General features: G+C 68.3%; 11 protein-coding genes. 3 read left to right on the top strand and 8 right to left on the bottom strand.

Going from position 1 to position 16,005, the window contains the following annotated elements:
- Positions 1-185: 185 nt before the first annotated feature.
- The 4 genes from ACILR9_RS20025 to acnA are packed head-to-tail and all read right to left on the bottom strand — an operon-like array spanning position 186 to position 5,274.
- A complete protein-coding gene (locus tag ACILR9_RS20025) occupies positions 186-857 on the bottom strand; it encodes a nitroreductase (RefSeq protein ID WP_395711725.1) in 672 nt (223 codons plus the stop codon).
- A gap of 6 nt (positions 858-863) precedes the next feature.
- Complete coding sequence (locus ACILR9_RS20020; RefSeq protein ID WP_395711724.1) at positions 864-1,988, bottom strand: alpha/beta fold hydrolase; 1,125 nt, start codon at positions 1,986-1,988, stop codon at positions 864-866.
- Positions 1,985-2,539, bottom strand: coding sequence for a DinB family protein (locus ACILR9_RS20015; protein WP_395711723.1), 555 nt, complete (start codon positions 2,537-2,539; stop codon positions 1,985-1,987). Before ACILR9_RS20015 ends, ACILR9_RS20020 begins: the two co-directional genes overlap by 4 nt.
- Before the next feature lie 47 nt (positions 2,540-2,586).
- Positions 2,587-5,274: an aconitate hydratase AcnA gene (acnA, locus tag ACILR9_RS20010; protein WP_395711722.1), complete on the bottom strand. Its 2,688-nt coding sequence runs from the start codon at positions 5,272-5,274 to the stop codon at positions 2,587-2,589.
- A 167-nt stretch (positions 5,275-5,441) separates the two neighbouring features.
- Here acnA and ACILR9_RS20005 point away from each other — a divergent pair, with 167 nt between their 5' ends.
- On the top strand, positions 5,442-6,395 hold the full coding sequence (locus ACILR9_RS20005; protein ID WP_395711721.1) for a tetratricopeptide repeat protein: 954 nt from the start codon (positions 5,442-5,444) through the stop codon (positions 6,393-6,395).
- Between the two features lie 142 nt (positions 6,396-6,537).
- Here ACILR9_RS20005 and ACILR9_RS20000 read toward each other — a convergent pair whose 3' ends face one another.
- The 4 genes from ACILR9_RS20000 to ACILR9_RS19985 all read right to left on the bottom strand — a co-directional run bounded on the left by ACILR9_RS20000 (position 6,538) and on the right by ACILR9_RS19985 (position 13,430).
- The gene (locus ACILR9_RS20000; RefSeq protein WP_395711720.1) at positions 6,538-7,332 is read right to left on the bottom strand and encodes an alpha/beta fold hydrolase; all 795 of its coding nucleotides are present in this window, start codon (positions 7,330-7,332) and stop codon (positions 6,538-6,540) included.
- On the bottom strand, positions 7,329-10,469 hold the full coding sequence (locus ACILR9_RS19995; RefSeq protein ID WP_395711719.1) for an efflux RND transporter permease subunit: 3,141 nt from the start codon (positions 10,467-10,469) through the stop codon (positions 7,329-7,331). Before ACILR9_RS19995 ends, ACILR9_RS20000 begins: the two co-directional genes overlap by 4 nt.
- Before the next feature lie 59 nt (positions 10,470-10,528).
- Positions 10,529-12,109 (bottom strand): efflux transporter outer membrane subunit, encoded by a 1,581-nt coding sequence (locus tag ACILR9_RS19990; protein WP_395711718.1) that lies wholly within the window; start codon positions 12,107-12,109, stop codon positions 10,529-10,531.
- A gap of 97 nt (positions 12,110-12,206) precedes the next feature.
- A complete protein-coding gene (locus ACILR9_RS19985; RefSeq protein ID WP_395711803.1) occupies positions 12,207-13,430 on the bottom strand; it encodes an efflux RND transporter periplasmic adaptor subunit in 1,224 nt (407 codons plus the stop codon).
- Positions 13,431-13,618: 188 nt separating this feature from the next.
- On the opposite strand from ACILR9_RS19985, the gene ACILR9_RS19980 reads away from it, so the two are divergent.
- On the top strand, positions 13,619-14,299 hold the full coding sequence (locus ACILR9_RS19980; protein WP_395711717.1) for a response regulator: 681 nt from the start codon (positions 13,619-13,621) through the stop codon (positions 14,297-14,299).
- Positions 14,296-15,657 carry a sensor histidine kinase gene (locus ACILR9_RS19975; RefSeq protein WP_395711716.1) on the top strand — a complete coding sequence of 454 codons (1,362 nt, stop codon included), beginning with the start codon at positions 14,296-14,298 and terminating at the stop codon, positions 15,655-15,657. The genes ACILR9_RS19980 and ACILR9_RS19975 overlap by 4 nt, the downstream gene beginning before the upstream one ends.
- The last annotated feature ends 348 nt before the right edge of the window (positions 15,658-16,005 follow it).

Raw genomic sequence — 16,005 nt, 5'->3', positions numbered from 1 at the left:
GGCAATTCGACTTTGGACAGGCAGTTACGCCGCAGCTTCATGTTCCTCCCCACGCTTTGCGTGGGGAGGTGCCCCCGTAATCGGGGGCGGAGGGGTCATGAGCATCAGTGTTGGTGCCCATGACCCCTCCGTCGCCATGAGACGGCGACACCTCCCCAGCTTCGCTTAGCGAAGCTGGGGAGGCTTCATGTATCGAACCACGTGGTGAAATCGCCGATCGGGGCGCGTTCGGTGATCAGGTTGTTGGGCACCGTGTCGGGGTCGGCGTAGCCCAGCGCCAGGCCGCAGATGACGATCTGGTCGTCGGGAATGCCGAGCTCTCGGCGCACCACGTGCTGGTAGCGGCTGAAGGCTGCCTGCGGGCAGGTGTGCAGGCCCTTCTCGCGGGCGAGCAGCATGAGCTGGTCGAGAAAGATGCCGCAGTCGATCCACTGGCCGCCGCCCATGCGCCGCTCGACGCACAGGATCATGCCGACCGGGGCATCGAAGAACAGGAAGTTGCGGCGGAACTGCTTCAGCATGCCGGCAGCGTCGCCGCGCGGCACACCGAGCACCGTGTAGAGCTGCTTGCCGACCAGCTTGCGGCGCTGGTCGTAGACCGGCGTGAACTCCTTCGGATAGACGTCGTACTCGCCGCCGGGCCCGTTGTCGCCGGCATCGATCGCCTTGAGGATGGCGCCGGACAGCCGTTCGCGCGCCAGGCCGGTCGTGACGTAGAGCTTCCACGGCTGCAGGTTGCCGTTCGATGCCGCCCGCGTGGCGTTGGCGATGATCCATTCGACGTCGGCGCGCGACACCGGATCGGGCTTGAAGGTCCGCATCGAGCGGCGGGTGGCGATGGCTTCGGACACAAGCATGGAAGATCAGCTCCGGTTGAGATGGCGGCGCAGGAAGTCGAAAAGCTTACGCCGCGCCAGCGCGTTCTGCTGCTCGCTGAAGAAATGCGTACCGCTCTGCACGATGAAGGCCTCGACCTCCTTGCCGTGCGTGCGCAGCGCCTCCTCCATGGCGAGCGTCTGCGCCACCGGCACGTTCTCGTCGTTGTCGCCGTGGATCAACAGGACCGGCGCGTCGATCTGGGTCACCCGCAGGATCGGCGAGCGCACCGGCAGGCCCTCGGGGCCGCACAGATCGTCGAGATAGTCGCGGATGAAGGGATTGGCCTCGCGCCAGCGGGCGAGATCGGTCGGCGCGTAGAAGGAGGCGACCGCGCGCACCGGCGGCTTGTGCGCTGCCGTCAGCAGGGCGACCTGCCCGCCCATCGAGGCGCCGACCAGCCCGATCCGCTCGCGATCGACCAGCGGCCGCTTGGCCAGCCAGTCGATGGCGGCCAGCACGTCGAGCGGCTGGCGCAGGCCCTGGTCGTTCTCGCCTTCCGAGCCCAGCCAGCCGCGCAGCGACAGGGCGAGCGCGGCATAGCCGTTCGCCGAGGCGGCGCGCGCCAGCCCCGCCATGGTGTGGGCGTGGCCGGCGAAGCCGTGCAGCAGGATCAGCGCCGGGTAAGGCGGCTTGCCGGTCTGCGGCTTGAAGAGATAGCCGCCCAGGGTAACGCCGTGCCCGGGCACGCGGACCTGCTCGGCGTCGGCGAGGTCGGGCAGCTCGTCCCAGCGATGGACGACCTCGATCGGCACGCCGTCGGGATCGCGGAAGGCGACCGAGTAGTAGCCCGGCGCGAGATAGTCGAGCTCCTTGGGCGGCTGCAGGATCTCCGCGCCCGCCTCGCGCATCTCGGCGAAGACCAGGTCGACCTGGGCGCGGCTTTCCGCCGACACGGCAAGCCACAGCGCGCCCGGCCCGTAGGACACGCCATCCTTGGCCTGACGCATGACGAAATGATCGTAGCCGCGCGCCCACATCACGCGGTCGGGGCTGGCCAGGAGCCGATTGAAGCCCAGCATCGGCAGCCACAGGCGATGGAAGGCGACGGAGCGCGCCAGATCGCTCACCTCGATTGCCGCACCGGCAAACGACGGGCGCGGCCGCATCATGTCACGGGCAGGCCGAGGGCGCGCAACTCGTCGGCTCGAAGGTGCTGCTCGCCGGCCAGGAAGAACTCGTCGAGCTGCGGCGGCTTCACCCGTGTTCCGCTCAGCATCGCATGGGCCTGGCCGCGATGATGGATCTGGTGCTGGAAGAGATGCTCGAGGATTGCGGCAACCGGACTGGGTGGCGGCTGGCGATTGGGCCGCGGCAGCGCGCAGTCATCGACCAGCGACTGGTTGGTCTGGCGCTCGCAGAAGGCGATCAGGCGCCGATCGCTGGCGAGCTGCGCCTCACGGAGAGCGGCAGCGTCGGCGAAATCCGGCGGCGGATCATGGTAGCGTGCGAGCACCGTGGGATCGCCCAGCAGCGCATCGATGTAGTAGGTGTCGACCCACAGGATGTGATTGAGCGTCGCCCGCAGCGAAGGGAAGAAGCCCGTGCGCGGCGCGGCAAACTCCTCGGGGCCCAGCGCCGTGCAGGCGCCGAGCAGCCGATGGTTGGCCCAGGCATTGTTGCGGGCCATAGCGACGAAGTGACCGACGAATGCCGTCGCCATGCTCGCCTTGCCGCCGCTGAGCCCTGACGCCCTCAGCCTTAACGCTCTTAGGCCGGGTGCGCCAGGTTGCGCAGCACGTAGTGCAGCACGCCGCCGTTCTTGAAGTACTCGACCTCCTCGGCGGTATCGATGCGGCAGGTCAGCGTGATGGTCTCGCTGGCGCCGTCGCGGCGATGGATGGTGAGCGGCACGTCCATGCCGGGCGACAGCGTGCCGTCGATGCCGCCGACGTCGAAGCTCTCGTGGCCGGTGAGGTTCAGTGTCTTGCGCGTCATGCCGTCCTTGAACTGCAGCGGCAGCACGCCCATGCCGACCAGGTTGGAGCGATGGATGCGCTCGAAAGTCTCGCACACCACCGCCTTGACGCCCAAGAGGTTGACGCCCTTGGCCGCCCAGTCGCGCGAGCTGCCGGTGCCGTATTCCTTGCCGGCGATCAGGATCTGCGGCGTGTGCTCCTTCTTGTAGCGCATCGCCACGTCGTAGATCGGCTCGGGCTGGTCGGTCTGGAAGTGGTGCGTGAAGCCGCCCTCGATGCCCGGCACCATCTCGTTCTTGAGACGGATGTTGGCGAAGGTGCCGCGCATCATCACCTCGTGGTTGCCGCGCCGCGTGCCGTACTGGTTGAAGTCCTTGGGCGCGACGCCGTGCTCTTCCAGGTACAGCCCGGCCGGGCTGTCCTTCTTGATCGAGCCGGCGGGCGAGATGTGGTCGGTGGTGATCGAATCGCCGAACTGGCCGAGCGGGCGGGCGCCGCTGATGTTGGCGAGCGCGCCCGGAATCCTGGGCATGCCGTCGAAATAGGGCGGGTTGCGCACGTAGGTCGAGTTGTCGTCCCAGCTGTAGGTCAGGCTGGGCTTGGTCTTGATGCCGCGCCAGAACCTGTCGCCCTTGAAGACGTCGGCGTAGCGCTTCTTGAACGCCTTGGCGGTGACGAACTTGTCGACCAGCTTCGAGACTTCCGCGTTGGTCGGCCAAAGATCCTTGAGATAGACCGGCTTGCCGCCCTTGCCGATGCCGATCGGATCCTTGGTGATGTCGATCTTCATCGAGCCGGCCAGCGCATACGCCACCACCAGCATCGGCGAGGCCAGGTAGTTGGCGCGGGTCAGGGGATTGACGCGGCCCTCGAAGTTGCGATTGCCGGAGAGCACGGCACAGACCACCAGGTCGGCGTCGTTCACCGCCTTGGTCACCGGATCGGGCAGCGGCCCCGAGTTGCCGATGCAGCTGGTGCAGCCGTAGCCCACCAGGTTGTAGCCGATCTTGTCGAGGTCCTTCTGCAGGCCCGACGCCTGGAGATACTCCGTGACGACCTGAGAGCCCGGCGCCAGCGAGGTTTTGACCCACGGCTTGACCTTGAGCCCGTGCTTCACCGCATTGCGCGCGATCAGGCCGGCGCCCAGCATGACGTAGGGGTTCGACGTGTTGGTGCACGAGGTGATGGCGGCGATGACGATGTCGCCGTGGCCGAGATCGTAGTCCGCGCCGTCGCACTTGATGCGCTTGCCGTCGTCCTTGCGGTCGAACTCCTTCTCCATGTTGGCGACGAACTGCGCCGCCGCCTGCGACAGCGGCACGCGGTCCTGCGGCCGCTTGGGGCCGGCCAGGCTGGGCTCGACCTCGGAGAGATCGAGCGACAGCGTGTCGGTGAAGATCGGCTCGGGCGACCTCTTGCTGCGCCACAGGCCCTGCTTCTTGGCATAGGCCTCGGTGAGCTTGGCCGCGGGGCCACGGTTCGTGGTCTTGAGGTAGCCCAGCGTGATCTCGTCGACCGGGAAGAAGCCGCAGGTCGCGCCGTACTCGGGCGCCATGTTGGCGATGGTGGCGCGGTTGGCGAGCGGCAGCTCGGCCAAGCCCTCGCCGTAGAATTCGACGAACTTGCTGACCACGCCCTTCTTGCGCAGCATCTGGGTGACGGTCAGCACCAGGTCGGTGGCGGTGGCGCCCTCGCGCAGCTTGCCGGTCAGCTTGAAGCCGATCACGTCGGGGATGACCATCGGCTGCGCCTGACCGAGCATGGCGGCCTCGGCTTCGATGCCGCCGACGCCCCAGCCCAGCACCGAGAGGCCGTTCACCATCGTGGTATGGCTGTCGGTGCCGACCAGCGTGTCGGGATAGGCGACGGTCTCCTTGCCGTCCTTCTTCGTCCACACGACCTGGGCCAGGTACTCGAGGTTGACCTGGTGGCAGATACCGGTGCCCGGCGGCACGACGCGGAAATTGTCGAACGCCATCTGGCCCCAACGCAGGAACTGGTAGCGCTCGAGGTTGCGCTCGTACTCGAGCTTCACGTTGGCGCCGAACGCGCTCGAGTTGCCGAAATTGTCGACGATCACCGAATGGTCGATGACCAGGTCGACCGGCACCAGCGGATTGATCTTCTTGGGGTCGCCGCCCAGCGCGCCCATGGCGTCGCGCATCGCCGCCAGGTCGACGACGGCCGGCACGCCGGTGAAGTCCTGCATCAGGACGCGGGCCGGCCGGAAGTTGATCTCCTTGGCCGATTTGCCGCCGTTCTTCAGCCAGTCGGCGAAGGCCGCGATGTCGGCTTTCTTGACCGTCGTGCCGTCCTCGTGGCGCAGCAGGTTTTCCATCAGGACCCGCAGGGAGACCGGCAGGCGCGACAGGTCGCCGACTTCTTTCTCGACCGCCTGGAGGCTGAAATAGGTGTAGCTCCGGGTGCCGACCTTCAACGTCTTGCGGGCCTTGAAACTGTTGGGATGGGCGGCGGCCATTAGCGAAACTCCTTGCGGTCGAGCATGCATTGCAGCGGCAAAATAGGAGCATGATCCCAGCGAGGCAACGGGCGAGGCAATCGGCGGGTGCGGCCTCCGGTCCGTTGTGCCAGATTGCCGGCATGCGACGGGAATTGGCTCGGGCAATCGCCGCTTTCGCAGCCCTCGTGACCGTGTCCGGCACGGCCCTGGCGCAGCGCAATGCCGTCGAATCGTGGGACCCGTCGGCGCGTGACTTCGGGCGCTCCGGCGAGGCGCCGGGGCTGCCGGCCGATGGCCGCAACACCACCCTGGAGGCGCTCAACAAGATCCTGTCGAGCAGCAAGCTGTCGGCCTTCGACCGTTCGATCTATCTCAGCATTCGTGCCTACCAGCTGAATCGGCTCGGCCGCGAGGCCGACAGCCAGAAGGATATCGCCGAGATGGGCCGGGTCCTGCCGACGGCGTGGCAGCTCGTGCTGTCGGGCACGGTGCCCGAGCTGGCGGGCGGCGGCGATCGGGCCGCGGCCCTGCGCACGCTCGACAGTGCCCTGCAGCGCAAGCCGGGCGATTCGTGGCTGGTGATCGCCCAGGCCCAAGTCTACATGCAGATCGCCGATTATGCGCGCGCGCTCGAGCTCTTGAATGCCGCGCTGGCCGGCGCGACCACCCAGATCGACCGGCGCACGGCCTTGTTCTATCGCGGCCATGCCGAGTTCAACCTCGGCCAGTACCACCAGGCGGCGCAGGATTTCGAAGACACCCTGCCGGGCCGTACCACGCTCAAGTCGCGGCTCGGGCCGCTGCTGTGGCGCTATGCGGCCCAGGTCCGCGCGCGCCAGGATGCGCGCGGCACCCTCGCCCGGCAGATCGGCACGGAGACCCTCGATGAATGGCCGGGCGCCATCGCCCGCTTCCTGTTGGGCAAGCTGCCGGTCGGCGAGCTCGAAGTGATCGCCGAAACCGGCGATGTCGCCAAGCGCAGCAACGGCAAATGCCCGGCCGCCTTCTTCATCGCCCTGGACGCGCTGCGCCGCGGCGACCGCCAGCGCGCCCGCGAGCAGCTCCAGCTGACGCAAGCCCGCTGCCCGACCGTGTCGGAATTCAACTGGGCCGCGACCAGCGAATTGAAGCGATTTTAGTTCTCCTCCCCAGCAGAGCTGGGGAGGTGTCGCCGTCATACGGCGACGGAGGGGTCATGAGCAGCGGGACTGCGGCCTCTGACCCCTCCGTCGGCGATTACGCCGACACCTCCCCAGCAGAGCTGGGGAGGAAAGCAAGTCACTACCCCACCAGCGCCAGGGGCGCGATGAAGCGGGTGATCTCGGCCAGCACGTAGGCCGGTTGCTGGAGGTGCGGGCTGTGGCCGCAATCGGGGACCAGGCGGGTCTCGCAATAGCCGCCGACCTTGCCGGCGATCAGGCCGAGCTGCAGCTCGCTGCCGTATTCGTCGTCCTCGCCCTGGATCGCCTGGACCGGGACCATGATGCGCGGCAGCCGGCCGTCGGCGTCCATCGGCTGGAAGCCCGGCGCCACCCAGGCGTCGGCCCACAGGTGGAAGGCGTGGTCGACATGGGCGTGGTACTTCGCCAGGCGCTGGCGCAGCTCGCCTGCCGCGAACGCCGCGCGCGCCTTCTCTATGCTCGTGCTGCAGACCGGCTCGTTGATCACGTGCGCCGCCAACGTCACCACCGCACGCAGCGGCTCGGGATCGGCGGCGGCATAGTTGAGCGCGATCGTCCCGCCGTCGCTGTGACCGACCATGACGCAATCCTCGATGCCCAGCGCCGCGAGCAGGCGGGGCAGCACGCGATCGGCCTCGATCTCCATGTAAGAGACGCCTGGATCGGTGGGCCACGGGCTCGAGCCGCCGTAGCCGGTACGATCGTAGATCACGCCGCGGCAGCGCGTGGCATCGCAAAGCCTTTGCGGGAAATCGCGCCACATCTCGATGCAGCCCAGGCCTTCGTGCAGGAACACGAGAGTCGTGCGCTCGAGTCCGTCATCGTGGCGCGGCGCGAGGCGACGCGTGCGCAGGCGGCGGTCGCCGAGATCGATCAGCTGGTCGTCAGGGTTCACGCCTCAGATGTAACCAAGACGCGGCGGCGTGAGAAGGTGCCGAGGATCGACGGCAGCACGGTGAGGAACAGGATCGGCGCCAGCAGCATGCCGCCGACCACGACGATGGCGAGCGGGCGCTGGACCTGGCTGCCGATCGCCGTCGAGAAGGCGGCCGGCAGCAGGCCGACGCAGGCGGCGATGCAGGTCATCAGCACTGGCCGCATCTGCAGGTCGCAGGTCCGGCGCAGCGCCGCCTCGCGCTCGAGCCCGCTCTCGACCAGCCGGTTGTAGCAGCTCACCACCATGATGCCGTTCATGGCGGCGATGCCGAACAGGGCGACGAAGCCGATGGCGGCCGAGATGCTGAACGGCATGTCGGCGAGGTAGAGGCCGAGGATGCCGCCGATCAGCGCCAGGGGAATCGCGCTGCCGGCGATCAGCGTGTCGGTGAGCGAGCCGAAGCTGACATAGAGCAGCAGCAGGATCATGGCGATGGCGATCGGCACGGCGATGGCGAGCCGAGCCACGGCATTCTCGAAATTGACGAAGTCGCCGGCCCAGTCGAGTCGGTAGCCGGTCGGCAGCTTGACCTCGGCGGCGACTCGTTCCTGCGCCTCCAGCACGGCGCCGCCGAGATCGCGGCCTCGCACGCTGAACTTGACCGGAATGTAGCGCTCTTGGCGTTCGCGGTAGATGTAGAAGGCGCCGGTCGACAGGCCGACATTGGCGACCTCGGCCAGCGGCACCTGCACGACACCGCCATTCGGGCCGGGCGTGCCGATGGCGATCCGCTTCAGCGCCTCCATGTTCTCGCGATAGCGCGGCGCCAGGCGGACCTTCATCGGGAAATGCCGGTCGCTGCCCTCCTCGTAGAGATCGCCTGCCGCCTGGCCGCCGACCGCCGCCTGGATGGTGGCGTTGATGTCGCCCGGCGACAGGCCATAGCGTGCAGCGCGCTGGCGATCGATGTCGATCTTGATGGTCGGCTGGCCGAGCAGGGGCGGCACCTGGATATCGGTGATGCCGCGCACCCGCTCCAGCACGCCGCGGATCTCGACGGCGATCTTGCGCAACGTGGCGAGGTCGGGCCCGGTGATCTTGATGGCGTTCTCGGCGTCGATGCCCGAGGCGGCCTCCTGCACGTTGTCCTGGATGTACTGCGAGAAGGCGAAGGTGACGCCGGGAAAGCCCTTGCGCAGGGCATCGCTCATGTCGGCGATCAGCTGCTCCTTGGAGAGATTCTTGCGCCATTTATCGGCTGGCTGCAGCGGCACGAAGAACTCGACGTTGGAGAAGCCGTCGGGATCGGTGCCGTCGTCCGGCCGGCCGTGCTGGGTGATCACCGTCTCGACCTCGGGGAAGCTCTTGATCAGCCGGCGCATGCGATTGGCGTAGACGTTGCCTTCGTCGAGCGACACCGAGGGCGGCAGCGCCGCGCGCATCCAGATGTTGCCTTCCTCGAGCTTGGGCAGGAACTCCAGCCCGACCGTGCTGGCGGCGAGACCGGCGCAAACCACCAGGGCAAGGCCGGCGGCGAGCGTCAGGGCGCGCTGGGCCAGCACCATTTCGACCACGCGGCGGTAGAGCCGGCGCAGGCGGCGCACGACGAAGGTCTCGGTCTCCGAGACCTTCGCCGGCAGCATCACGGCGGCGAGCGCCGGCGACACGGTGAAGGTGGCCAGCAGGCCGCCCGACAGGGCGTAGGCATAGGTCTTGGCCATCGGCCCGAAGATGTGGCCCTCGACGCCCGACAGGGTGAACAGCGGCAGGAAGCCCGCGATGATGATGGTGGCCGAGAAGAAGATCGCCTGAGTCACCTCGCTCGAGGCCTGGAAGATGGTGGCGAGCCTGTCGTCGAAGCCGCGCGGAATGGCCAGCGACGAGGGCCGCGCACGGTGGCCGGCGCTGGCTTCGGCGAGGTGGCGGAAGATGTTCTCCACCATGATGACGGTGGCGTCGACGATGATGCCGAAATCGATGGCGCCCATCGACAGCAGGTTGGCCGACTCGCCGTTCAGCACCAGGATGACGACGGCGAACAGCAGGGCGAACGGGATGGTCGCCGAGACGATCAGGGCGCTGCGCAGGTCGCCGAGGAACAGCCACTGGATCAGGAACACCAGGGCGACGCCCATCACCATGTTGTGCAGCACGGTGCTCGTCGTCACGTCGACCAGCACGCTGCGATCGTAGATGCGCTGGATGCGCACGCCGGGCGGCAGCAGGTCGGACTCGTTGATGCGGTCGACCTCGCGCTCGACCGCGCGCAGGGTCGGCATGGTCTCCGCGCCGCGCCGCATCAGCACGATGCCCTGCACGATGTCGTCGTCGTTGTCATGGCCGGCGACGCCGAGCCGCGGCTCGTGGCCGACCGTGATGGTGGCGACATCGGACACCAGCACCGGCGAGCCGTCGCGCACCGTGAGCATGGTGTGGCCGATGTCGGCCATCGTGCGGATCTGGCCGACGCTGCGGATCACCGCCGATTGCGGGCCGAGATTGACGGTGTTGGCGCCGACATTGATGTTGGCGCCGTTCAGCGCATCGAGCACCTGCTTCAGCGTCAGGCCATAGGCCAGGAGCTTGTCGAGATCGACGGTGATGTCGAACGTCTTGCTCTTGCCGCCCCAGGTCGTGACGTCGATGACGCCTGGCACGGACTTCAGCCGCCGTTCGAGGATCCAGTCCTGGATGGTCTTGAGATCGGTCACCGAATAGCCGGGCGGGCCGACCACGCGGTAGCGGAAGATCTCGCCGATCGGGCTGGTCGGCGAGATAAAGGGCTGCGCGCCGTTGGGCAGCGGACCGAGCTGCGACAGGCGGTTGACCACCATCTGCGCGGCCTGAGGGTAGGTGACGTCGTAGGTGAACTGCACCTTCACGTCGCTGAGGCCGGTGAGCGAGATGGTGCGGACCGAGCTGACGAAGGGCAGGCCCGACATCGCCACCTCGATCGGGATGGTGATGTAGCGCTCGATCTCCTCGGACGACTGGCCCGGGTTCTGGGTCACGATATCGACCAGCGGCGGAACCGGGTCGGGGTAGGCCTCGATGTTCAGCTTCTTGTAGGCAAACAGGCCGCCGGCGATCAGCGCCGCGGCAAGAATCAGCACGAGGACGCGCTGTTGAATCGCTGCGCCGACGATTGCGTGCATGGTTGATCCTCAATAGCCGCCCTTGGGCAGCATCTGGGCGACGACGGTGGCCTGCATCCTCAGCGTCTCGCCTGCACGTCCGGTGCCGCGGGCGCCGTCGCCGGTGCCGTCGCCGGTGCCGTCCCTGGCCGCGGTGGCCGGCAGGTCGCACGCTGGGCCGGATTTGCCTGCTGATCGGGCCGGCTCCACCAGCCGCCGCCGAGGGACTGGAACAGTGCGGCCGTGTTGGTCAGTCGGTTGGACTGCAGCTGGACTCGGTTCAGCAGGGCCTGCCGGTAGGTGAGTTCGGCGGCGAGCACGACGACGTAGGTCGTGTCGCCGAGCTCGAGGCGACGGCGGGCGATATTGAGGCTGTTGGCCGAGGCGCGCTCGGCGGTTACCGCCGCCTGCAGCGAGATGGCATCGTACTCAAGCGCCCTGAGCGTGTCGGCGACGTTGCGGAAGGCAGTCAGCACGGTCGAGCGGTACTGCGCCGCAGCCTGCTCGAGGTTGGCCTGCGCCGCCCGCTTCTTGGCGGCAAGCGCACCGCCGTCGACGATGGTCTGCAGGACGCTGGTGCCGGCGACCGAGTTCAGCAGGCCCGGCATGAAGAACGTGTCTAGCCCGAGCGACGTCGGGGTTATGCCCGCGGTCAACGTTATCTGCGGGAACTGGTTGGCGACGGCGACCCCGACCAGGGCGCTGGCAGAATGCAGATTGGCCTCGGCGGCACGAATGTCCGGCCGCTGCTCGACCATCTGCGACGGCAGGCTGAGCGGCAGGTCGGCCGGCAGCGTGAGGTCGGAAAGCTCGAACTGCTCGGCAAGCCTGACGTCGGGCGTCTGGCCTGTCAGCGTGATCAGAAGGTTGCGCCCCTGCGCCAGCGCCTTCTGCAGCGGCGGCAGCGTGGCCTGCGCCTGGGCAAGGGCCGCCTCCTGCTGGGCGACGTCGGCGCCTGTGACGGCGCCCAACCCTTCCTGGCGGCGCAGGATGTCGAGCGTCTCGCGCTGAGCCGCGACGATGCGTTGCGTGGCGTCGATCTGGGCGCGCAACGAGGCTTCCTGGACGGCTGCGGCGACCACGTTGGAGGCAAGCGACAGATAGGCTGCCTCGAGCTGGAAGCATTGCGCCTCCGCCAGCGCCTCGAGAGATTCGATGGACCTGCGATTGGCGCCGAACAGGTCGAGCGTGTAGCTGACGGTGACGCCCAAGGTGAACAGGCTGTAGATGAAGTCGCCGGAAGCGGTCGGCGGCGACAGGACCGTCGACACCTGGTTCTGCGACGCGCCGAAGCCGGCCTGCACTGTCGGGAACAGCGTCGCACGCTGGGCGCGCGCATTGGCCTGGGCGGCCCTGAGCGACGCCTGCGCGGCTTGGATATCGGGATTGGCCGCCAGCGACCGCTCGATCATGTCGTTGAGCGGCCGCGAATGGAACACCGCCCACCATTGGCCGGGGATGTCGAGGCCCTGGACGATGCGCTGCGCCTCGCCGCCGGGAATGTTGGCGGCGACCAGGCTGGTCGGCTGATCATCGGCGAGATAAGCGCGGGTCCCGGGCGGGTCGGGACTGCGGAAGTCGGGTCCCATCGTGCAGGCCCCGAGCGTGCAGAGCCCCAGCGTGCAGGCAGCGGCGAGGGCTGCGAGGGTTGTCGAGCGCATCACAGGATGATCACCAGGGCACGCTGCTCGAGGGCGGCACCGACGAGGGCTCGCATGGAAGGCTGACTCCGCAGGCCGCTGGCTGCCTGATGTCCGGTCAGTCGCGCTTGGCGGCGCGGTCGATGAACAACGTGCCGCTGGTCACCACCGTCTCGCCGACCGACAGCCCGTTGCGCACCTCCACGAGGCCATTGACCGCGGCGCCGACCGTGATGGGACGCGATACCACCGTCCTGTCGTCGGGCCGGGCTAGCCAGACGCGCGCCTTGTCGCCCTCGTAGACGATCGAATCGGCCGGCACCGCCGGCATCAGCCGGCCCTCGCCCGAGACGATGCGGAAGGAGGCAAACATCTCGGGCAGCAGCCCGCGATGGGGATTCTCGATCTCGGCGCGCACCGGCAGGCGGCGCGTGTTGGGATCGAGTGCCGGCGCCACGTAGCTCAGCCGGGCGTTGAACACCTTTCCGGGAAAGGCCAGCACCGTGACCTCGACCGCAGCGCCGACCTTCATGTAGGGCGCGTCCGATTCGCGCACGTTGGCGATCAGCCAGACGGTCGACAGGTTGCCGACCGTGAACACCGGGTCGGTGGCCCCGGCGTTGATGTACTGGCCGAGGCCGACCCGGCGCTGGATGATCGTGCCGGCGATCGGCGCGCCGACCACGGTCTCGGCCGCGATACGATCCTGCTTCTCGAGCCTCGCGATCTCCTCGTCGGTGCGGCCGAGGATGCGCAGCCGGTTGCGCACGGCGGCGAGCGATATCTCCGCCGAGCGCAGGTCGCCCTGCGCCGCCACCAGGTCGGACTGCGCCTGCTCGAGGTCCTTCGCCGCGCCGCCGCGGATCGCCAGCAGCTCACGCTGGCGCTTCTCGGCCGCCTGCGCCAGGGCCAGCCGCGACTGCGTCTTCTCGACCCCGGCGACCGCGGTCACCAGATCGTTGTGGCCCTGGACGAACTCGCTGGCCTCGATGGCGAACAGCGGCGCCCCGCGCTCGACGAAATCTCCCGGCCGGGCGATCAGGCGGCTGACGCGCCCCGAGTAGGGCGAGAACACGGGGGTCGTGGTGTCCTCGTTGATGGCGATCTTGCCGTCGGTCGAGCGCTCCTCGCGAAAGGCGACCTGGCGTACGGCGGTGAGCTTCAGGCCGCTCCATTGCGCCTCGCTCGGCCGGAACGAGCCGTCGGTATCGGGGATGGTGCGCTCGGGGCGCGCCACGGCGTTGCCGGGACCGGTATCCACGGCCCAGATCGTCACCACGGCCGCCGCGGCGAGCATGACCCCTCCGGCGGCAAACCACGACCGGTTCCGCCGGAGCCGCATCGTGAGCGAAGGGCGGGGTTGGGACGACATAGGCGTGGAACTCCAGGACGGGCTTGCTGCGGCACGACGAGGCTGCGGGACGGGCACGAAAGTAGCGTGTCCCAATTACGCCAACCTGACGCTTCCGGCTGCGCATGGCATGCTAGAATTGAAACGTAGACAGCCAATCAACCCGGAGAGGCGCACCGATGCGGGTGCTCTTGGTCGAGGACAATGGCGAGCTTGTTGCGCTGCTGAAGAAGGGCCTCGCACAGGGTGGGTTCGCTGCCGATTCGGTGGCCACGGCCGGCGATGCCGCGCACGTCCTGTCGACCATGCGCTATGCCGCCATCGTGCTCGACCTCGGCCTGCCGGATGACGACGGCCTGACCCTGTTGCGCGACCTGCGCCGTCGCGGCGATTCGACGCCGGTCCTGGTGCTGACGGCGCGAGACGGCGTGAGCGACCGGGTCATCGGCCTGCGCGAGGGGGCCGACGACTACATGGCCAAGCCCTTCGCCATGGAAGAGCTGGTCGCCCGCCTGCAGGCCTTGTTGCGCCGCCCCGGCAACCTGCTCGGCCGGCGGCTGACCTTCGGCAACGTCGCGCTCGACACGGAGGGACGGCAGGTGATCGTCAACGGCACGGTGCGCGCCTTCCCGGCGCGCGAAACGGCCGTGCTCGAGATCCTGCTCCGGCGCAGCGGCAACGTGGCGCCCAAGCGCCTGTTCGAAGACCATCTGTTCGGACTGTCGGGCGACGTCGGCTCGAATGCGGTCGAGGTCTATGTCCACCGGCTGCGCAAGATGCTGGCCGATGCCGGCGCCACGGTGAAGATCCATACCGTGCGCGGGGTCGGCTACCTGATGGCCGAGGAAAAGACCGGGTGAGGCGCTTCCAGTCGATCATCTCGCGGGTCGTGGCGCTGCACGTCGTCGCGATCGGCGTCACGTCGATCCTGATGCCGCTGGCCCTCTATCTGCTGCTCGACCAGGCCGCCAACAGCCTGCACCGCGACGCCCTGCGCGGCCAGGCCAGCACGATCGGCAGCTTCCTGCGCCCGCAGCCCGGCGGCGGCGTTGCCCTCGACATTCCGACCGAGCTGCAGCCGCTCTATTCAGGCGGCTATGGGCTCTATGCCTACGCCGTGCTCGACTCGACGGGCCGCGTCCTGTTTTCCTCGCGCAGCGACGGGACCGCGCTGTTTCCGCCCGAGGAATCGCGTTTGGGCGACTGGTTCATGCGCCGGCGCAGCACCGGTTCGGTGCTGTTCGGCATCAGCGTCGCCCGGGCGGTCGGCGATCGGCTTTACTGGATCCAGGTCGGCCAGGACCTGGCGCACCGCGATGTCATCATCGACGACATCGTCAGCTCGTTCTTCCCGCGCGTGGCGTGGATCACCTTCCCGATCCTGCTGGTGCTGTTCCTGTTCGACATCCTGATCTTCCGCCGCGCTCTCGAACCGGTGCGGACCGCCTCCAACACGGCGGCGGCGATCGGCCCGACCCGCACCGACGTGCGCCTGCCCGAGCAGGCGATGCCGGCCGAGATCGTGCCTCTCGTCCACGCCGTCAACCAGGCGCTCGACCGCCTCGAGGCGGGCTTTCGCGCCCAACGCGATTTCACCGCCGACATGGCGCATGAGCTGCGCACGCCGCTTTCCATCATGCGGGCGCGCGTCGACGCGCTGGAACCCGGTGCGGCGCGCGACGCCTTGCGGGCCGACGTGGCCGCCATGACCCGCACCGTGAGCCAGGTCCTCGACATCGCCGAGCTCGAGAGCTTCGTCGTCCGCGAGGACGCGCGGGCCGACCTGCAGCTGGTCTGCGCCGAGGCCGTCGCCCTGATGGCGCCGCTTGCCGTCGACAGCGCCAAGACCATCTCGTTGAGCGGCGCGGAGGGCCCGGTGTGGGTGCGCGGCCATCCCGAGGCGCTGTTCCGCGCCGTGCGCAATCTGATCGAGAACGCCATCCGCCACACGCCCAACGGCGGCGCCGTCGACGTCGAGGTCTGGACCGACTGCGTGGTGCGCGTCCTCGATGATGGGCCCGGCATACCGGAGAGCGAGCGCGAGTCGATCTTCCGCCGGTTCTGGCGGCGCGATCGGCACGATTCGGGCGGCCGCGGTCTCGGCCTCGCCATCGCGGCGCGCGTCGCCGAAACTCACGGCGGCAGCATCACGGTCGAGAATCGGCGCGGCGGCGGGGCGGCCTTCACCCTTCGCCTGCAGCCGGCGGTGGTGTCTTGAACCGGGAGGCGGAGGTTCGAATCGCTCGGGGACGCCAACTCTGCAACGCAATAGCAGTCCGGCGACGTTACACTTCACGCTGCAGCCACAATGAGGGCCGCTGCGTGGGTGGCCTGCCCGACATGTCCTCGAAGACTTCGGCATCATACTGAGACACAAACCGACCGGTGGCTGGCTTGACCGGCGCAAATTGACTGTGGCTATGTGGCCGGGGAAACCGCCGCAGACAATAACAAGCGTGGCGGGCATCAGGGAGTGCAGTCGGGGATGACGACGCCAGCGGCCGGCGGCCGAACCGAGGATCGCGACACCTTTCCGAAGCTGCTCGCCCTGCGCGCCGCGACCGGC

Source organism: Reyranella sp. (genome assembly GCF_044224635.1).
GTDB lineage: Bacteria > Pseudomonadota > Alphaproteobacteria > Reyranellales > Reyranellaceae > Reyranella.
This window is presented reverse-complemented; position numbering and strand designations above follow the sequence as displayed.